This window comes from Klebsiella sp. JB_Kp031 (assembly GCF_040064295.1).
In the GTDB taxonomy this organism is placed as follows: Bacteria; Pseudomonadota; Gammaproteobacteria; order Enterobacterales; family Enterobacteriaceae; genus Klebsiella; species Klebsiella quasipneumoniae.
In genome coordinates, this window is sequence record NZ_JBEAJW010000025.1 from 133,943 (window position 1) to 153,704 (window position 19,762).

Sequence of the window (19,762 nt, forward strand, 5' to 3'; positions counted from 1 at the left end):
TGGCGATATGCATCAGACGCCGTACCCGCGGTTGTGCCGGATGGCGGCATAAATGCCTTATCCGGCCTACGGATCCTCCCGCAGGCTCAAACAGCGTAGGCCCGCGCAAGCGCAGCGCCGCCGGGCGATATGCATCAGACTCCGTACCCGCGGTTGTGCCGGATGGCGGCATAAATGCCTTATCCGGCCTACGGGTCCTCCCGCAGGCTCAAACAGCGTAGGCCCACGCAAGTACAGCGCCTGGCGATATACATCGGATGCCGTACCCGCGGTTATGCCGGATGGCGGCATAAATGCCTTATCCGCCTACGGGTCCTCCCGCAGGCTCAAACAGCGTAGGCCCGCGCAAGCGCAGCGCCGCCGGGCAGGGATCATAGAGTGGAGTTCGATGAAAAAGTCCGGATGTAGAAAAGCAAAAACCCAGCCATAGGCTGGGTTCTCTGAATAAGTGGTGCCCGGACTCGGACTAACGCCGCAGGCGTTGAACAGCGCGCGTGTCGCGCTGGCCCCGAAGGGGTGAGCCGCTGTGCGGCGAATAATCGAACGCAGTTCGATGAAGAGTCCGGCTACAGAAAAGCAAAAACCCAGCCATAGGCTGGGTTCTCTGAATAAGTGGTGCCCGGACTCGGAATCGAACCAAGGACACGGGGATTTTCAATCCCCTGCTCTACCGACTGAGCTATCCGGGCAACGGGGCGCATTAAACCGTAATCCGCCCACCCCGTCAACCAAATTTCTTAAATTACTTGTCGATTGCTTATCTTTGCGGCAATTCCGCGTTCAAAGGCGCATTTTGACTCAATATCACTGCATGCCGTTATCGCCTTGACGGCTTTTCCAGCCGCTGGTGACGGAGATAACGTGACGCAACCCGGAAATCAGGTAATCACCAATCACCTCTTCATCTTCCCGCGGCGAGCTCAGCGTGATTTCCGCATCCACGCCGTGACGATAGGCGCCATGATGGCTGAAAATGGTGCCGATATAACATTTTCCGTTCAGCCACACCGGAATATAGGCCACCGTCTCATAGATATAGTTGACGGCAACGCCGCTGTAGTAGTTGTCCGCCTCGTCGGCGGAGGTGCCGGGCGGAATGGGGCAGATCGGTGCATCGTTGTCGCTGGCGGGCTTATCTTTCAGCAGGTTGCCCTGCATAACCTCCAGCGAGCGCAGCAGATCCGCTTTATCGCCGTCGCTCAGGCTGGGGGTCAGCGGTTGGTCTTTCTCCGGGGAGCGGATGCTGTTCAGCGTATAGCGATAGCGAACCGTCACCGCGGGCGTCTGGCTGGCGGTGCTGAACGGGCGCAGCAGGTAGAGATTATCTTCGCCAAACTGGCCGTTGTACCACAGGGCATACACCTGGCCGTTGATTTTGACCCAGTGGTTCCACTGGTTAGCCCCGCGGCCATTAATGGAAAAGAGGGCGCCGGGCACCCCGGCATCGAAATCGTCGCCATTATCACTGTCGCTACCGTCGACGGCGGCAAAATCATCCTCGCCGCGCCGGAGCACCCCGGTGTAGCTGAAGAGCCCGGTGCCGCCCACGTAGCTGTCGATGATCAGATCGCGTTTGCCGTCGCCGTCGAGGTCGATAAGCGTAAAGCTGACTTTGCCGTTTTCTGAATCTGCGCTAATTGCGGAGCGCAGAAACGCCTGCCACTCGTCATCGCTGATATCCGGGGACGGTTTGCTGGTCGTCACCAGGCTGTCATCGGCGTAAGTGAGGGTGAAGTCGGTAATATGGCCGGTTAACGGAAACTGCTCGGCGACCCGGTTCAGCGCCAGTTCGGGATCGCTTTTTTGCGCCTTCAGCACCGCGTTATACAGCGTTCGCAGGGCCAGGTTATCCGCCTCTTTCTGCTGCTTCGGGATCACCTGGCTGACAAAGGTCGGCAGCATCCAGGTACCGCCCGGGGTGATTTCCCGGCACATACCGGTGCTGTACTTCAGGCTGGGAACGAAGGTCTTACCCTCCCAGACCCGCGTCTCGCCGGTTACGCAGTCGGCCATGCCCCGCTCTTTATGCAGGAAGACCAGCGTGCCGTTGGCGTAGCTGGAGGCCTCGGTAGTGAGCAGCCGCGGTTTGCTCAACTGGGCGTTATCGACCAGCCACAGGGCATAGCCGTCGTTATAGGGCGCTCGCCAGCAGAGCGCCTGCGCCAGCGAATGGGTTTTATCCAGCGCGGTAAGGGTAATCTGGCGCTCTGCCGCCGGAATGGCCGGGTTCTGCCAGTCTTCACAGCGCTGATTCAGCAGCGGCGTCAGGGAGGGCAATAGCTTCTGGCGCTGGAGCATGTTTAGCGGTACAGGCTGCGCGTTGTGGATCACCGGCGCGGCGATGATTTCCGGGGCGGGGGCGGCGGGCAAAATGGCGTCGTCGCCCGCATCGCCTTTATCCAGCAGCGCATCGGCGGTGCCGGTTCGTCGCTGAAACGCATCCATTTTACGCAGCACTTCGCGGCTGCCAGCGCTGGAAAGCAGCATGTGCTGGCCGTTAAGGGCGAATTCGATTTTACGCTGGTTCGCCAGGGCCTGCAGCACGGCGGATGTCTGATCGCTGTCCAGACGGAAGTGGCTGTCATCCACGGCATCCAGCGAGCCGAGGTCCCGGTCGTCGATCAGCAGGCTGGCGGTGGAGTCGGCGGGGATATCGTGTTCGATCTGCGCGAAGGTGACCGTGGCGGTGGGATGCTGTTCGCTGCCCGCGTTGCGGGTCAACAGCACGCTAACCTCGCCCATGCGGTCGCCGTAACCCGCCGCCCGGCAGGTGCCGGTGTTATCGCAGGCGAGCTCCCAGTCTTTTTGCGCAAAGGAAAAACCTTGCAGGGGAGCCGCCAGCAGGGGCGTAGAACACAGCCCCAGCCAGACAGCCCAGAAGAACGCGCGCATATCAATCCCTGTCAGCAATCAGTGAGGGGGAAATTATAGGCGCGACATGGCGGTTAGGATATCAGAATCAGGTTAATGCCCCGCCCATACGGCACTGGGCGAAGCGCAGAATATCTTCTGCCAGCCGCCGCGCCGTATCGACATCCGTCTGGCTACGTTTGATCAGCAGACGGCTCAGACAGCCCTCGACAATCAGCTCCATCTGCTTGGCGACCATTTCCGGATCATCCACCTCCAGCTGGGTCAGCAGCTCATGGGTGTAGGCCAGCGAAGCCTGCTTCTGCTGTTCCGCCAGCTGGTGAATCGGGTGCTGGGCATCCGGATAGAAGGTGCAGGCGGCGATAAACAAACAGCCGGGGTAACGCTGATTGCTGACGCAGGTGGTGAGTGCGCTATAGCGTGCTAGCAGCTTTTGCTCTGCGCTTAAGGTGTCGTCCAGCAGCAGCTGACGGCGCCAGGCATCCACCTGTTGGCTCAGATAGCGAAGCGCGTCATACAGCAGCGCTTCACGATCGGGCCAGAAGCGTTTCAGGTCGCTCGTCGGACAGGACACGCGCTCAGCGACCATCTCCAGCGACGTGTTGGCGATACCTTCAATTTCAAGAATTTTAATGGCTTCTGCCAGGACGTCTTCACGCAGCACGGTGTTCTCCTCCATCTTTCCTCCTAAAGTGTCGCTCACGCTTGCCAATCGCGCAAATGGGCGCTGAATGCCGCAGCATCCATAAAGCCGGTGACTCGCCGGTCGGGCTGTTCCTGACCCTGCGCGTTGAAGAACAGGATCGTCGGCAGACCGAGCACCTGCAGGCGCTTCAGCAGCGCGGCGTCTTGCGGACTGTTCTTCGTCACATCAACCTGTAATAACACGACGCCTTTCAGCGCCTGCTGCACGTCAGGTGAGCTAAAGGTGTATTTTTCAAACTCTTTACAGGCCACGCACCAGTCGGCGTAGAGATCGAGCATCACCGGCTGACCTTTTGCCTGCGCCAGCGCCCGGTCAAGCTCGGCCACCGAGCTGACGCGGGTGAAGGCCAGGTGCGCCTGCTGCTCGAGCGCCGGGGCGCCAAACGCCCAGTCCTGCAGGGGACGGGCGCTGACCAGCGCGGCGGCAAGAAGAATGATTTGCACCAGCCGCATCCACGGCCGGGTGGCGCCCAGCGAGGTGATAAACGCCCAGCTGAAGAAGGCGATACCGAGCATTGACCACAGACGTAATCCCCACTGGTCGCCGAGTATGCGCTCCAGCAGGAAAACGGGCAGAGCCAGGATCACGAACCCGAAGGCGGTCTTCACATGGCCCATCCATGGCCCGCTCTTCGGCAGCAGACGGTTGCCAAACACGGTGACGAGGATCAACGGCAGGCCCATGCCCAGCGCGTAGAGGTACAACGTGCCGCCGCCCAGCCACAGATTACCGCTCTGGGCGATATATAACAGGATGGCGCTCAGCGGCGCGGTGGTGCAGGGGGAGCAGATCAGCCCGGCAATAGCGCCCATCGCAAAGACTCCGCCGGGCGATCCGCCCTGGCGTTTATTGCTGAGCAGCGCCAGCCGCGTCTGCAGCGAGGAGGGCAGCTGCAGCGTAAACAGGCCGAACATGGAGAGGGCCAACAGTATAAACACCGCCGACAGACCCACCAGCACATACGGGTGCTGCAGGGCCGCCTGGAACTGCAGCCCGGCGGCGGCCACCACCAGCCCCAGCGCGGTGTAGGTTAAGGCCATCCCCTGGACATAAATAAAGGCCAGCAGCAGGGCGCGCGCGGTGGAAAGCCGCTGTTTGCCGCCCAGCACGATGCCGGAAATCAGCGGGTACATCGGCAGCACGCAGGGGGTGAAGGCGATACCAATGCCTATCAGCAGCGCCCACAGGGCGGTGAAAGGCAGGCGGGCGGGGGCGTCAGCTGGCGGCGCAGAGGCAGGCGCAGGTGAAGTGGCGATCTCCGGGGACGGACGTGGCTCAACCGGCAGCGGCGGGTTGAACACCGGACGACTGCTCGTCGGCGGCGCAGGGTCAATGGTGGACACCTGGCCATCTGCCGAAGCCGCCAGCACGGCGCTCAGCGGGATCACTTTGGTCTCCGGCGGATAACAGAATCCGGCATCGGCGCAGCCCTGCCAGGTGACGGTGAGAGTGGCGTCTTTGTCCGCCTGCTTCACCGTGACCGGAACGGTCAGGCGCTGGCGAAAGATCTCGCTTTTGCCGTAAAACTCATCCTCGTGCCACTCGCCCGCCGGCAGTGCCGGTTCGTCGAGAGTCGCCCCGGCGGCGCGGAAGGTAAACTGTTGACGATAAAGATAATAACCATCCTTGATTTGCCAGCTCAGGTTGAGGTCATGCTGTTGCTGCTGAAAGTCAAAGGCGAAGGCCTGGTCAGCAGGCACGAAGTTCGAGCGCCCCGGTGCGTCGAATAACCCGGCGGTGGCTGACGCGCTGCACAGCAGCAGGATCAGCGTAATGATGCGGTAAGCCATGAGAGGTAATCGTTGTCTCCATACGTGACGGGCAGAACCAGCAGTTCAGGGGTTTGATACGGGTGGTGAGACTTCAGGCAGTCCAGCAGCGCCTGCTGATGGGCAAGATCGGTTTTGAGCAGCATCTGAACTTCATACTCCTGCTCCAGCTTCCCTTCCCAGTAATAGAGCGAGGTGGCCCCCGGCAGGAGCGTGGCGCAGGCGGCCAGCTTTTCCGCCAGCGCTTTCGCCGCCAGATCCTGGGCGGTTGCTTCATCCGGCGCGGTACAGAGCACAACAACAGCATCAGGCGTAGTCATCATGAACCTCGTATCAGCGAAAAGAGGCACTATAGCATGCAAGATGCGGGGATATTAGCGTCACGAGCGGGGAATGGGAGGGAAACGGGCTGCGGGCCCGCGCGGGGCCCGCTGCCGACGGCATTTACAGCATAATCCCGCCGAAGATGAAACCCAGGATCACGCACAGGGTGATAGCGATAACGCCGGGGATCAGGAAGGCGTGGTTAAAGACATATTTACCAATGCGGGTTGAGCCGGTGTCGTCCATCTCCACCGCCGCCAGCAGGGTCGGGTAGGTGGGCAGGACGAACAGCGCCGAGACCGCGGCAAAGGAGGCAATCGCCGTCAGCGGGCTGACGCCCAGCAGCAGCGCGGCGGGCATCAGCGCTTTGGTGGTGGCCGCCTGCGAGTAGAGCAGCGTGGCGGCGAAGAACAGCACCACCGCCAGCAGCCACGGGTAGTTTTGCAGCAAGTCGCCGGCCACGGCCTGGATGTCGCTGATATGCGCTTTAACGAAGGTATCCCCCAGCCAGGCGACGCCGAGCACGCAGACGCAAGCGCTCATCCCGGACTTAAAGGTACTGGCATTGAGCACTTCGCCGGTGTCGATTTTGCAGGTGATGCTGATCAGGGTGGCGATGGTCAGCATAAACACCACGATCGCCTCGTTACGCGGTAGTACAGGGTTTTTGATCAGGCCGACGGTATCGCTGATGGCCGTAGCGTAGAACATCACCGCCACGATGCCGATCAGAAACAGCAGAACGGAACGTTTGGCGTGCGGCTTCAGTTCAAATACCTGGCTGCCGCGTAGACTGACTTCACCCTTGGCCAGCCGCTCCTGGTAAACAGGATCGTCTTTCAGCTCGCAGCCGAGGAAGTTGCAGACGATAGCGGTGAGCATTACCGCCAGCAGGGTGACCGGAATACAGATGGCCAACAGCATCAGGTAGCTAACGCCCAGCGGCTCCAGGATCCCGGCAAAGAACACCACCGCGGCGGAGATAGGCGAAGCGGTGATCGCTATCTGGGAGGCCACCACCGCAATCGACAGCGGACGGGACGGACGGATGCCTTGCTCTTTGGCCACTTCGGTGATCACCGGCAGCGTGGAGAAGGCGGTATGGCCAGTGCCGGCGAGCACGGTCATAAACCAGGTCACCAGCGGGGCAAGGAAGGTAATATATTTCGGGTGGCGACGCAGCATCCGTTCGGCGAGGCTGACGAGGTAATCCATCCCGCCTGCGACCTGCATGGCGGCGATAGCGGCAATCACCGCCATAATGATTTCAATAACGTCGAAGGGGATCGCACCCGGTTTAATTTGAAAAATAAGCGTCAGGACAAGGACGCCAAGGCCACCGGCAAAGCCGATACCGATGCCGCCGAGCCGGGCGCCGAGATAAATCGCCAGCAGGACAATAACCAGTTCTGCACCAAACATATATGCCTTCCTTGTTTTTTAACAAGTTGATATTGGATTGTTGTATTTTAGTAAAACTAAAAAGCAAAAAGGCATGTCATCGCTGACATGCCTTTGAATGACTATCCGGAAAGATTACTGTTCGCTTTCATCGGTATAACGCTTCGCTTTATAAGCAGGATGCATCAGGTTTTGCGCGGAGAAAATGTCATCCAGCTCCGCCGCCGTCAGCAGCCCACGCTCCAGCACCACTTCCCGCACGCTCTTCCCGGTTTCGGCGCAGATCTTGCCGACGATATCGCCATTGTGGTGGCCGATAAACGGGTTGAGGTAAGTAACGATACCGATGGAGTTATAGACGTAACCTTCGCACACCGCTTTGTTGGCGGTAATGCCGTTGACGCATTTCTCCAGCAGGTTGTAGCAGGCGTTGGTCAGAATATGGATAGATTCGAACATCGCCTGGCCGATCACTGGCTCCATTACGTTCAGCTGCAGCTGTCCGGCTTCGGAGGCCATGGTTACTGTGGTGTCGTTGCCGATCACTTTAAAGCAGACCTGGTTGACCACCTCCGGCACCACAGGGTTAACCTTCGCCGGCATAATAGAAGAACCAGCCTGCAGTTCAGGCAGGTTGATTTCGTTGAGGCCCGCGCGCGGTCCGGAAGAGAGCAGGCGCAGGTCGTTACAGATCTTGGACAGTTTCACCGCCAGGCGTTTCAGCGAGCTGTGGACCATGACGTACGCCCCGCAGTCCGAGGTGGCTTCAATCAAGTCTTCCGCCGGAACGACCGGGAGGTTGCTCACTTCCGCCAGCTTCTGTACCGCCAGCTGTTGATAACCGTCCGGGGTGTTGAGACGTGTGCCGATGGCGGTTGCGCCAAGGTTCACCTCCAGCAGCAGCTCCGCGGTGCGCAGAATGCTTTTGGTCTCTTCATTGAGCAGCACATTGAAGGCATGGAACTCCTGGCCGAGGGTCATCGGCACCGCGTCCTGCAGCTGAGTGCGGCCCATCTTGAGGATGTCCTGGAATTCTACGGCTTTCGCCTGGAAACCTTCGCCCAGTTGCTTAATCGCATCGATTAGTTTGAGGATGGAGGCATACACCGCGATGCGGAACCCGGTCGGGTAGGCATCGTTGGTGGACTGACATTTGTTAACGTGATCGTTTGGGTTCAGATACTGGTATTCACCTTTCTGGTGACCCATCAGCTCGAGGCCGATGTTCGCCAGGACTTCGTTGGTGTTCATGTTTACGGAAGTGCCGGCCCCGCCCTGGAAGACATCGACCGGGAACTGGTCCATGCATTTGCCGTTATTCAGGACTTCGTCACAGGCGGCGATAATCGCATTTGCCGCGCTTTTGGGAATGGTCTGCAGCTCCTTGTTTGCCAGCGCCGCGGCTTTCTTCACCATTACCATGCCGCGCACGAATTCTGGTATGTCGCTGATTTTGCTGTTGCTAATGTAGAAGTTTTCAATCGCTCGCAGAGTATGAACGCCGTAGTAAGCGTCCGCGGGAACTTCCCTGGTGCCCAACAGATCTTCTTCGATACGAATGTTGTTTAACATGTGAACCTTCTTTTCAAGCTGCCAATGAATTCACCAAATACACAGAATATCCAGTATTCAGTATATTTTCTGGCCGACGATTATTTCCTTAACCGGCCCGGTGCCCAAGATCATATGCTGATGATAGCGAATATCAGTAAGCTTGATCACTTATTACATCGCGGGTGTGAGAAGATTTATTAATCTGTGAAATGGGTCACCGCTTTCCTATTCCTGGAAAAAATAAGCATTTCCGCTGATTGAAAAGCCGCTCAGCATCCCCATCTTAGTGGGATGCAATCAGCAAATTGATAACTACGGGGGCCGAACTCGGTGCCTGTCGATGAAGGAGACGCCGGTGCGTTGGATTCCGTTTATTGCCTTTTTTCTTTACGTGTACATTGAGATATCGATCTTTATCCAGGTCGCGCACGTGCTGGGCGTCTTTATGACGCTGATCCTGGTGATCTTTAGCTCGGTGGTGGGGATGTCGCTGGTGCGTAACCAGGGCTTCAAAAACTTCCTGCTGATGCAGCAGAAGATGGCCGCGGGCGAGAGCCCGGCGGCGGAGATGATCAAAAGCGTCTCGCTCATTATCGCTGGCCTGCTGCTGTTGATCCCGGGGTTCTTTACCGATTTCCTCGGCCTGCTGCTGCTTTTGCCCCCGGTGCAGAAGCACCTGACGATGAAGCTGATGCCGCATTTGCGCTTCAGCCGGATGCCGGGCGGCGGCTTCAGCGCCGGGACTGGCGGTGGAGAGACCTTCGAAGGGGAATTCCAGCGCAAGGACGAACAGCGCGACCGTCTGGACCATAAGGACGATCGCCGCGATTAACTTTTATCGGCCCGGTCAGCAGACGCGACCGGGCCGCTTTCTTATTGCGCCTATACGCTGCCTGTCGCCAGCTTGCGTCTCGGTAAAAACAACCACAGCGCCGCCAGCATCACCAGCGCGTACAAACTCTTCCAGCCGACCATCGCCAGCAGCAGCAGACAGAGAATGCTGCCCACCGCCGCCAGCAGCCGATAGCGCCCGCGCAGCAAACGACAGCCCGCCAGCATGCACAGCAGATAGATCATGATGAAAATGCCGTTGGCATAGACGATCAGCGCGTCCAGATTGATATCGAGAAAATAGATACACAAGGTGCTGACCACGCAGGAGCCCAGCACGGCGTTGAGGGCGTTGCGCGGGATCTGCCGCGGCGACAGCCTCGCGAGGTAGCTCTGCGGCTTATGCTGCGCCTGCGACCAGACCAGGCGGGCGAAGCTCTGAATATAGATGTTAAGGCTGGCGAAACAGGCGAGATAGCCGATGACGCAGGCCACCCACAGCGCTTCGACGCCGAACAGGCGGACCACGATATTCGGTAAAGACGCGGCCGCCGCCATCTCCTCGCCAAACGCGTGGAAGTGCAACACCAGCACGGTACAGGCCCAGTAGACCGAGCCGGCAAGCAGCAGGCCTATCATCAGCGCGCGGGGAAAATCGCGCTCGGGATGTTTAAACTCCGAGGCGAGATGGGCAAAGGCTTCCAGCCCGACAAAGCACCAGAACATCACCGACAGCGCGGAGAAGAGCTGGCCGCGGTCGATCGCCGCCGGGGCGGGGAAGGGGATTTGCGCCGGGCTTATTCCGCCGCGCCACCAGACGGCGACGATCAGCGCGACAATCAGCACGGCAACCAGGGTCTGCAGGTTGGCGCTGGAGCTGGCGCCGCGTGAACCGACCCACCAGACGATGGCCAGGGTACCTAGCTCCGCCAGCAACAGCTGCGCATCATGCCAGCCGAACAGCGCCTGGCCGAAGCCAGTGGCGATGTGCAGCGCGGCGGGGAGCCCGACCGGGATAACCGATAAAAATAACCAGCCGGTGACGCTAGCCAGACGTGGGCCAAAGGCCATATCGACAAAGTGGGCCACGCCGCCCGCGCTGGGGAAATGGCGGCCCAGCAGGGCGAAGACGATGGCAATCGGAAAAACAAGGAGGATGAGCAACGGCCATGCCCACAGGCTGTTATCGCCAGCGACCAGCGCCGCAAGCGCCGGGACGGCGAAAACGCCAGTGCCCAGCAGTGAGGTGGAAAGCAACCCGACTCCCTGTCCCAGCCCTAACTCCTGTTTTAAACCACTCATGATTCCATCCTGCGCCAGTAAAAAGAAAGAGAGTATCACAATCGCTTTTCCTTATGACCGGTTGCCCGGTGACGCCGCTTTTTGCGTGCCAGCGCAAAGGTAAAAATTTTTTTTTAATTTTGCCCTTGAAGCCGGAAATGGCCATCCCCATCTCTGTCTGCACTAGCCGGTAAACCGCGTTCGGCCCGGCGTCACCCATAACTGATAATGACTTTCTCGAAGGAGAGCTATCAATGAGTATTCGTCCGTTACATGATCGTGTGATCGTCAAACGTAAAGAAGTTGAAACCAAATCTGCGGGCGGCATCGTTCTGACCGGTTCTGCAGCAGCTAAGTCAACGCGTGGCGAAATCATCGCTGTCGGTAAAGGCCGCATCCTGGAAAACGGGACCGTGCAGCCGCTGGACGTTAAAGTTGGTGACATCGTGATTTTCAACGATGGCTACGGCGTGAAGACTGAAAAGATCGACAACGAAGAAGTACTGATCATGTCCGAAAGCGACATCCTGGCAATTGTTGAAGCTTAATTCGCACGACCCTGAACGAATTTGAGGAATATAAGAAATGGCAGCAAAAGACGTAAAATTCGGTAACGACGCTCGTGTAAAAATGCTGCGCGGCGTAAACGTACTGGCAGATGCAGTTAAAGTGACCCTGGGCCCGAAAGGCCGTAACGTGGTTCTGGACAAATCCTTCGGCGCGCCGACCATCACCAAAGATGGCGTTTCCGTTGCTCGTGAAATCGAACTGGAAGACAAGTTTGAAAACATGGGCGCGCAGATGGTGAAAGAAGTTGCCTCTAAAGCGAACGACGCGGCAGGCGACGGTACCACCACCGCAACCGTGCTGGCGCAGGCCATTGTGAACGAAGGCCTGAAAGCTGTTGCTGCAGGCATGAACCCGATGGATCTGAAACGCGGTATCGATAAAGCGGTACTGGCTGCAGTAGAAGAGCTGAAAGCGCTGTCTGTTCCGTGCTCTGACTCCAAAGCTATCGCTCAGGTAGGTACCATCTCCGCTAACTCTGACGAAACCGTAGGTAAACTGATCGCGGAAGCGATGGACAAAGTCGGTAAAGAAGGCGTGATCACCGTTGAAGACGGTACTGGCCTGGAAGACGAACTGGACGTGGTTGAAGGTATGCAGTTCGACCGTGGCTACCTGTCCCCGTACTTCATCAACAAGCCGGACACCGGCGCCGTTGAGCTGGAAAGCCCGTTCATCCTGCTGGCTGACAAAAAAATCTCCAACATCCGCGAAATGCTGCCGGTTCTGGAAGCTGTAGCGAAAGCGGGCAAACCGCTGGTTATCATCGCTGAAGACGTTGAAGGCGAAGCGCTGGCGACCCTGGTGGTTAACACCATGCGCGGCATCGTTAAAGTGGCTGCGGTGAAAGCGCCGGGCTTCGGCGACCGTCGTAAAGCCATGCTGCAGGATATCGCTACCCTGACTGGCGGTACCGTTATCTCTGAAGAGATCGGTATGGAGCTGGAAAAAGCGACTCTGGAAGATCTGGGCCAGGCGAAACGCGTGGTTATCAACAAAGACACCACCACCATCATCGATGGCGTTGGCGAAGAGTCTGCAATCCAGGGCCGTGTAGCTCAGATCCGTAAGCAGATCGAAGAAGCGACCTCCGATTACGACCGTGAAAAACTGCAGGAACGTGTCGCTAAACTGGCTGGCGGCGTGGCAGTAATCAAAGTCGGTGCCGCTACCGAAGTTGAAATGAAAGAGAAAAAAGCACGCGTCGACGACGCCCTGCACGCAACCCGTGCTGCGGTTGAAGAAGGCGTGGTGGCTGGCGGCGGCGTAGCGCTGGTTCGCGTTGCGGCGAAACTCGCTGGCCTGACCGGTCAGAACGAAGATCAGAACGTCGGTATCAAAGTTGCGCTGCGCGCAATGGAAGCACCGCTGCGTCAGATCGTGTCCAACGCCGGTGAAGAGCCGTCTGTTGTTGCTAACAACGTGAAAGCTGGCGACGGTAACTACGGTTACAACGCAGCAACTGAAGAATACGGCAACATGATCGACTTCGGTATCCTGGACCCAACCAAAGTGACCCGTTCTGCTCTGCAGTACGCGGCATCCGTGGCTGGTCTGATGATCACCACCGAGTGCATGGTGACCGACCTGCCGAAAGGCGACGCGCCTGACTTAGGTGCTGCTGGCGGTATGGGCGGCATGGGCGGTATGGGCGGCATGATGTAATCGTGCGCTCTACGGCATAAAAAAGCAGAAACCCCTGGCCAGCAATGGCTGGGGGTTTTTCTTTTGGCGCGCTTTTTAGTATAAGGCTTATACATAAAAATCATTTAAGCTGCATCAGAGCGGCAAGCACCTCCGTTTCGGGCGTGAACTGACAAGCGCGACCGGGGAGGGAATGAACGCGGCTCATGCCGACGCAGTTTGAAGGATGACAGATTTACATCCGGGCCAGTGCGTCCAGCTCATCGATCATGGGGAATAACATGCAGGTAAAATATTTAGCAGGGATTGTCGGCGCAGCCTTGCTGTTGGCAGGTTGCAGTTCCAGCAATGAATTAACCTCTGCCGGCCAGAATGTGCGCTTCGTGCAGGAGAAGCCGGGCGCAGAGTGTCAGCTGTTAGGGACCGCGACGGGTAAACAGAGCAACTGGCTCTCCGGCCAGAATGGCGATGAGGGTGGTTCCATGCGCGGTGCGGCAAACGCTCTGCGTAACCAGGCGGCAGCGATGGGCGGCAACGTGATCTACGGCGTCAGCAGCCCGACGCAGAACCTGCTGTCGAGCTTTGTACCTACCGACAGCGAAATGAACGGCCAGGTTTATAAGTGCCCGAACTGATGCGTGACGCCTCTCTCTGCGAGCGCGGAGAGAGGCGTGGCCGCTAGATGAGGATCAGGCGCTAAGCTCCGCTTTCTTCTCCAGATAGAAGGCGTGCAGAGGACGCAGGCACTCTTCCAGACTGAGCATTCTTCCCGGCTGGGAAGGGATAATGGTACTGAAGATCTGGCATGGCGCCAGCTCCGCGTGCATCGCCTTGAGCTTGGGGCTTTTCTCGATAAGCTGCATTACCACGTTGTTTTCCAGTTCAGACAGATGCGGTACGCTGGTTTTGACTACCGCACCGGAGACAATTTTCTTCCCTTCCTCCGTCTCGCAGCAGTACAGCGCACCCAGATAATGGGAAAACAGGTTCAGCTTCCACTCTTCCTGAGGATGCTGTTGATAATCAATATTTGGCTGGGTGGTTAAGTCCACGGTGTAGCACATTAAAAAATCCATATTTGAACTTAAGTATTGTATAACTGCTTGGTCATTCACTGTTTTCAACGCTTGTTGAATACCTGCGAGTAATGCCTCTACCTGCCTGTCTTCAATACATAATGTGCAGATTTGCTCATTCTGGAGAACCAGAATGAGAGTCGATTCAGTTTCGCCTGGTTTAAGAGTAATCGACATAATACGGCGTTCCGGGTTCGGTTGCTGAATCTCCGCCATCTCTACGGCAGGGATATTAGCGATCAGCGATTCATTATAAGCGATAAGCTCTTCTTTAAAGGTTTCCCCTTGTTCGTGTAATCGCTTATACGTCACAAGCAGACGATTTTGCAGGATAAGTAGAAAATCGAGAAGTATAGGTGCTTGCAGATAGTATTGCTGACAGGGGCCATTTTGCTGCTTTATTTTTAACAGCAGCGCCAGAAATCGATCTTCAAAGGTAATTCCTGCGGTATTAAATCCAATAAACGTTCCTTGCATTGTTTTCTCCTTTTTAGGCTGGCACCAAGGTTTTCGACTGTGACAGGTCGATAATGCGATCGGCAGAGGCAATCGTGGATGGCCGGTGAGCGACGATAATTCGGGTAATGCTTAACGCTGAGATTGACTGATTGATAACTGATTCATTCCGTAAGTCGAGGTGGCTGGTGGCCTCATCCATAAACAGAATGCTTGGTTTACGATACAGCGCTCGGGCAATTAGAATACGCTGTTTTTGTCCACCGGAGATCCCCAGTCCCAGTTCGCCGACTATGGTTTCATAGCCCATCGGCATCTTCATGATCTCATCATGAATATTGCAACGTTTGGCGCATTCCATTACAAAATCAAGGTCGGCGTTGTCCTGAAAGCCGCTGATATTATCGATAAGCGATCCGGAAAAGAGGCGGTCTTCCTGGAGTACGCAGGCGGTACCCTGGCGATAATTATTGAGACCAATTTTCGTGATATCAAGATTATCAGCCAGTACATCCCCACTCGTCGGTGAAAGCAGGCCACACATCACTTTTAACAGTGTGGTTTTTCCGACACCTGAAGGGCCAATTAAGGCCACGGACTCGCCTGGCTCCACCGTGATGTTTAAATTTGAAAAAATCGGCTGAGAAAATGGGTCATATTGATAACAGAGGTTTTTGACCTCCAGTTTGGCGCCTGAATCCGGAGAAAATACTTCTCGCGCGGGGAGCTCTTTTTCCGGTTCGCTAAAGACAATCTCTGATAGACGCTCGTTATGTAAAGAGAGCATTCGCAGCTGCATACACAGATCGACCAGACTGGAGGCGCGCTGTGAGAATTGTCCACGATAGGAATTAAATGCCATAAACATACCGAGGGTCATATTATTATCAATAACCATAATGGCGCCCAGCCAGAGGACTGCGACCTGATCAATAGCGGTAATAAAGGTGTTCACCCCTCCAAACATCATATCAAAGCGGGTTTGTTTAATACCGGCGTTGCAGGCTTCGATATTAATATTGAGCCAGTGCTGGGAGCGCCGCTCTTTAAGATTGAGCGCTTTGATGGTCGAGATACCGTACAGAGACTCCATAAAGTGGGAGCTGGATCGCGCTCCCTTAATAACCTGCTCTTCTGCCACGCGACGATAGAAATGATAAGTTGCCAGGCGCATAATCGCATAGCACAGGGTAAAACCAACGACCACCCATGTTAGCCAGCCGCCATACAGCGTCAACATGATCAGCAGGCCAATAGTCATGATCGAGTCAATAATGCCGCTGACAATACTATTCGTAAACGTTGAGCGTATCGTATCCAGGGAGGAGAAACGTGACTGAATATCCCCAAGATGACGCTTTTCGAAAAAGGATAGTGGCAGACTGGTCAGATGATCGAAAAGGGTGGTTTTCCACTGAATATTCGTTAGCGTGTTCAGCGTCAGTGAGGTCCAGGCGCGCAGCATACTGATAAAAGTGCGAAACAGCGTAAAAAAGACCAGACCGATACAGATGACTGACAGCAGACTTTGGTCGTGCGCCATAATTACATGGTCGGTAACCAGTTGGGTACCTATCGGCAGCAGTAAACCAATCGCTTCAACGACCACCGAGAAGGCAAAAATTTTCAGTAGCGCTGACTTCAAACCGACAATATTACGCATCAAATCTAACAGGCGCAGGCGGGACTTAGCCTTCTCCTGCTGAAAGTTTTGATCCGGCCAGAGTTCCAGAGCGATACCGGTAAAATAATTGGACATCTCCTGATTACCAATGATGCGCTTGCCCAGCGCTGGGTCGTGTACGACAAAGCTGGATTTACGTACTTTGGTGAGCACCACATAGTGGTTCATCCCCCAGTGCAGGACACAGGGGAGTTTGAGCTGGCGGATTTCATCCAGATCTAACGACAGCGCCCGGCTTTTTAAACCAGCATGCTCCGCCGTTTTGCTCAATGACATCAGCGTTACGCCCTGCGAGGGACTGCCAAAGCGCTGACGGAAATTGAACAGATCGATATCCAGGCCATAGTGGCCGCAAACCATGGCCAGACAGGCGATTCCACACTCAGCGGCTTCCGACTGCAATATAACAGGCGTTTTCTTCAGAAGAGAAAAATTAACTTTTGTGATGATCTTTTCAAACAGTTCGTTAGTCATTGACGGGGCCGCTCACGCTTTGAGAAATTTTATAAACAGGGGTAAACATCCACATATAAAGCGGGCGCTCTTCAAGAAAGACGACGGCTTGCGCCTTAAGACCATTAGATAAACGCAACGTTTTACCATTGTGTTTGAACTCTTTATCTTTAATTTTCACAATTGCTTTATAAAGTGCCAGTTCCTGTTGTGCGGTGCCATCGCTAACGTTAGTGTATTCAGACATTTCCTGTCGAGATGCCGGCATGGAAGATATGGATAGAATCGTCCCGGGGAATTGACCAAATTTATCTGAAGGAAATGCATCATATCTTATATTGATCGGATCACCGACTTTAAGATAAGGGATGGCATTATTCGGTAACCAAAGGATAAGATAATATTCTACATTTCCTGTGGGTTTAATCTGCGCCAGGCTGCTGCCATTTTCAACGGTCTGTCCTTGCGTTGCCGATAAAGACTCAACTCTACCATCACTGGTCGCTTTAATAATCAGATTGCCGTTAGCATTGGATTCAACCAGCTGGTTTTTATAGTCATTAGCCTGGTTATACTGGCTGGAAATCTGGTTATCAAAGTCTGCAGCTTTTGTCACCCTGTCACTATTTAACTGGGTGATCTGCGATTCCAGTTGCATCTTTTGACTAACCAGCGACTGATAAGCACTCTGTTGCTGAAAGTATAAAGAGTGTTGGTAGTTATATTGATCCTTGGTGATTAATCCATCGCTAAGATATTTATCGTAGCTTGCAAGGTTAGCATGCATTTTTTTGAGTCCGGCTTGGGTGTTTTGTAACATCCGGTTGGTCTCTTTCAACGAATCGGTCGACGTTTTTAATTGCTCATTTAATGCATTTATCGTCTGGCTTTTATTGTCAATTAGCTTTTTGATAATGTCATTGGAGTTTTCTATTTTGTCGTTAATAGATGCAATTTGCGCAGCGCTAACATTTCCACTGGAGGTGTTTCGGGATACGTCTATCTCATACAGTGCTTGATCTTTTTTAACAATATCACCAATTTTAACGTATTGTTTAATAATAAAGCCCTGCTGTGGTGAAAATACATTAATTGAATGAGGAAGGGTAATTACTTCACCTTTTACATCTATTCTTTGGGTGAATTTTCCAAATATCAATGCGCTAATCAGAGCCATGAGAAATAAGGTGGATAAAAGTAATATTAACCAAGCGGGTAATCCATTGAGCAATAGAGCTTTTCCTCGCCAATGGCTTTTTTTATATTCAACCGCTTCCTTGCGATAGAGTTTCTTTAACATGATGACCTGTGAGGTTATGTTATTTAATAAGATCCGCTTATCACGGATCTTATTAAGACCTTATGTTTTTACCAGAAATTGAAAGTACCGTTGATGAGACCTTCAAGTGACTGTACAGTTAGATCAGAAATTGTATCCCAACCAAGGAGAACTCCAATCGTCCCCAGGACGGCACCACTAACAATAGCTCCTCCAACCGCACCTACCCAGCCACCAATGAGTCCAAATCCTAAAATGCCACCACCTTCACCACCCCAGCGTAATCCAAATGAAGCCCCGTATAAAGCACCTATGGCAGCGCCAATTATCCCTGCGCCAGCTTCTTTAGCAACAAAAGTTGCCGCGTCCAGAAGCCCATTTGCTAAATTTTCCAGCGAGATTGTTCCCCCAGAAATGTTTTCCATTTCGAATGCAGTTAATTGTTGCATAATTAGTCCTTTAGCTAAGATTGAAATTATATTTAATAAAGACCAAATCGGTCGTCTAAAAGGATAGGGAGATCCTGTTACGGGAGCAAATCAATTAATCATGAATGAATGTTGAAGTGAATAATTCATGTCCTAACGTAACTTTTATTGATTATGAATAAACTAAAATAGTTATTATAAAGATGTGAAACATAAAGATGATGATTGATTTTTCCTAAGAGGAATAAGGTTTCAAACAAGGAAATTATAGTTCATCATCGATTCATTAGAGCGATTATATATTATTTCATCAGCAAGATATAATCAAGCCCAATAATTTTATTGGGCTTGATTTAATCAAATAAAAAACATAAGAATGTCAATTATTTTATGATGATATATTTATTCTTCTTGGATAATCACTTCCAACATACCTTTAACACTCCCGCTGGTGATTTCACTACTGCTATCACTCATCCGGTAATAATCAGCTGTCATATTTATTGTCTTTGATAGATCACTATTGGTAATAATATCGTATTTATAATTATCGGTGTCATAGAAGACTATAGGACTACCTGAAATTTTAAAAATTATACCAACATTGCTTGCTGCTGAATCTCCAGAAAGCATATTATTCACAATTCCGTTACCATAGGAGCTGATTCCACCTATGGGATTAAACCAGTAAGTGACGGTATTCCCAATTGAATCTGAAGGACAATCAATATTCATAGGAATCGTCTTTTGCGAAGGTGTTGTTGCGCCTCGAGAGATTGACATCAGTTGGCTCTTGTCGATTCGGTTTAACGTAACTATAGATCGTGGCGTTGAGATATTACATGATGTTTTACGATAATTGATGTTTTTCAGCTCTATTGCTATAGCCGAATAAAATAATCGTTCGCTGGCGCTTCGGTTTGTTGTTAAATTACCAGCTGAGAAAGATACATATGGATTTGAACCTGAACCGGTGGTGTCGATGACGGATTTGGTCTTGATCAACCATACTGTAATAAATTGATAGTAATTCTCAGAGGTTTTTGATATTGGAACTAGAGTAGACCCCGCTTCTGCAGGGACCAGCGCTCCGTTTTTACTACGCAAGAGATCGGATACCTGGAATCCAATGCCATCAATCCCAGTTTCATATACAGTACCACCTTTGATTCCGGTGACACCGGCAACGGGGGCTGCTCCGACATCGATAATGTACTGATCGTCAGTTGATTTATCACACTCAAAATTTTTATATGTCTGAGTTCCAAATTTTTGCGTATAAAGAACACTACCAACCGGAATTGAAGTATCAGTTGGAATTTTTATATTCTTGAGTGAAAGAGTTTGCCGGCGGGTGCTTCCTGAGTACGTACATTTTGCACTCGCCTCACAACAAATAATTAATAATGTTATTAATATTAGTATTTTTTTCATCAAT

The 19,762-nt window shown here is 53.5% G+C and carries 16 protein-coding genes and 1 tRNA gene; 4 read left to right on the forward strand and 13 right to left on the reverse strand.

Going from position 1 to position 19,762, the window contains the following annotated elements:
• Positions 1 to 613: 613 nt before the first annotated feature.
• The 7 genes from ABLV64_RS10785 to aspA all read right to left on the reverse strand — a co-directional run bounded on the left by ABLV64_RS10785 (position 614) and on the right by aspA (position 8,643).
• Positions 614 to 689 (reverse strand) — tRNA-Phe (locus ABLV64_RS10785).
• A gap of 115 nt (positions 690 to 804) precedes the next feature.
• Entirely contained in the window at positions 805 to 2,892 is a 2,088-nt protein-coding gene (locus tag ABLV64_RS10790; protein WP_032456872.1) for a DUF1176 domain-containing protein, read from the reverse strand.
• 67 nt (positions 2,893 to 2,959) lie between these two features.
• Complete coding sequence (locus tag ABLV64_RS10795; protein WP_004206402.1) at positions 2,960 to 3,550, reverse strand: transcriptional regulator; 591 nt, start codon at positions 3,548 to 3,550, stop codon at positions 2,960 to 2,962.
• Positions 3,551 to 3,570: 20 nt separating this feature from the next.
• A complete protein-coding gene (locus ABLV64_RS10800) occupies positions 3,571 to 5,367 on the reverse strand; it encodes a protein-disulfide reductase DsbD (RefSeq protein ID WP_017900075.1) in 1,797 nt (598 codons plus the stop codon).
• Entirely contained in the window at positions 5,343 to 5,666 is a 324-nt protein-coding gene (gene cutA, locus ABLV64_RS10805) for a divalent cation tolerance protein CutA (RefSeq protein WP_004206404.1), read from the reverse strand. Before cutA ends, ABLV64_RS10800 begins: the two co-directional genes overlap by 25 nt.
• A gap of 124 nt (positions 5,667 to 5,790) precedes the next feature.
• Positions 5,791 to 7,092: an anaerobic C4-dicarboxylate transporter gene (locus tag ABLV64_RS10810; RefSeq protein ID WP_017900073.1), complete on the reverse strand. Its 1,302-nt coding sequence runs from the start codon at positions 7,090 to 7,092 to the stop codon at positions 5,791 to 5,793.
• Positions 7,093 to 7,206: 114 nt separating this feature from the next.
• Complete coding sequence (gene aspA, locus ABLV64_RS10815) at positions 7,207 to 8,643, reverse strand: aspartate ammonia-lyase (RefSeq protein ID WP_002885424.1); 1,437 nt, start codon at positions 8,641 to 8,643, stop codon at positions 7,207 to 7,209.
• 337 nt (positions 8,644 to 8,980) lie between these two features.
• Here aspA and ABLV64_RS10820 point away from each other — a divergent pair, with 337 nt between their 5' ends.
• Positions 8,981 to 9,457 (forward strand): FxsA family protein, encoded by a 477-nt coding sequence (locus tag ABLV64_RS10820; RefSeq protein ID WP_004206407.1) that lies wholly within the window; start codon positions 8,981 to 8,983, stop codon positions 9,455 to 9,457.
• Positions 9,458 to 9,507: 50 nt separating this feature from the next.
• Here ABLV64_RS10820 and yjeH read toward each other — a convergent pair whose 3' ends face one another.
• Positions 9,508 to 10,758 carry an L-methionine/branched-chain amino acid transporter gene (gene yjeH / locus ABLV64_RS10825; RefSeq protein WP_004206408.1) on the reverse strand — a complete coding sequence of 417 codons (1,251 nt, stop codon included), beginning with the start codon at positions 10,756 to 10,758 and terminating at the stop codon, positions 9,508 to 9,510.
• Positions 10,759 to 10,991: 233 nt separating this feature from the next.
• Here yjeH and ABLV64_RS10830 point away from each other — a divergent pair, with 233 nt between their 5' ends.
• The 3 genes from ABLV64_RS10830 to ABLV64_RS10840 all read left to right on the forward strand — a co-directional run bounded on the left by ABLV64_RS10830 (position 10,992) and on the right by ABLV64_RS10840 (position 13,583).
• Entirely contained in the window at positions 10,992 to 11,285 is a 294-nt protein-coding gene (locus ABLV64_RS10830; RefSeq protein WP_004152420.1) for a co-chaperone GroES, read from the forward strand.
• A 37-nt stretch (positions 11,286 to 11,322) separates the two neighbouring features.
• Positions 11,323 to 12,969, forward strand: a complete 1,647-nt coding sequence (gene groL, locus ABLV64_RS10835) for a chaperonin GroEL (RefSeq protein ID WP_002885441.1) — start codon at positions 11,323 to 11,325, stop codon at positions 12,967 to 12,969.
• Positions 12,970 to 13,229: 260 nt separating this feature from the next.
• Positions 13,230 to 13,583, forward strand: a complete 354-nt coding sequence (locus tag ABLV64_RS10840; RefSeq protein WP_004152419.1) for a DUF4156 domain-containing protein — start codon at positions 13,230 to 13,232, stop codon at positions 13,581 to 13,583.
• A gap of 54 nt (positions 13,584 to 13,637) precedes the next feature.
• Here ABLV64_RS10840 and yjeJ read toward each other — a convergent pair whose 3' ends face one another.
• The 5 genes from yjeJ to ABLV64_RS10865 form a co-directional block, all read right to left on the reverse strand.
• Positions 13,638 to 14,501 carry a YjeJ family protein gene (gene yjeJ / locus ABLV64_RS10845; protein WP_032456874.1) on the reverse strand — a complete coding sequence of 288 codons (864 nt, stop codon included), beginning with the start codon at positions 14,499 to 14,501 and terminating at the stop codon, positions 13,638 to 13,640.
• Positions 14,502 to 14,514: 13 nt separating this feature from the next.
• Positions 14,515 to 16,638: a peptidase domain-containing ABC transporter gene (locus tag ABLV64_RS10850; RefSeq protein ID WP_004206412.1), complete on the reverse strand. Its 2,124-nt coding sequence runs from the start codon at positions 16,636 to 16,638 to the stop codon at positions 14,515 to 14,517.
• A complete protein-coding gene (locus tag ABLV64_RS10855; protein ID WP_032426190.1) occupies positions 16,631 to 17,917 on the reverse strand; it encodes an HlyD family secretion protein in 1,287 nt (428 codons plus the stop codon). The genes ABLV64_RS10850 and ABLV64_RS10855 overlap by 8 nt, the downstream gene beginning before the upstream one ends.
• A 68-nt stretch (positions 17,918 to 17,985) precedes the next feature.
• Positions 17,986 to 18,345 carry a hypothetical protein gene (locus ABLV64_RS10860; protein ID WP_004206414.1) on the reverse strand — a complete coding sequence of 120 codons (360 nt, stop codon included), beginning with the start codon at positions 18,343 to 18,345 and terminating at the stop codon, positions 17,986 to 17,988.
• Between the two features lie 381 nt (positions 18,346 to 18,726).
• Positions 18,727 to 19,758: a fimbrial protein gene (locus ABLV64_RS10865; RefSeq protein WP_217325153.1), complete on the reverse strand. Its 1,032-nt coding sequence runs from the start codon at positions 19,756 to 19,758 to the stop codon at positions 18,727 to 18,729.
• Positions 19,759 to 19,762: the final 4 nt, after the last annotated feature.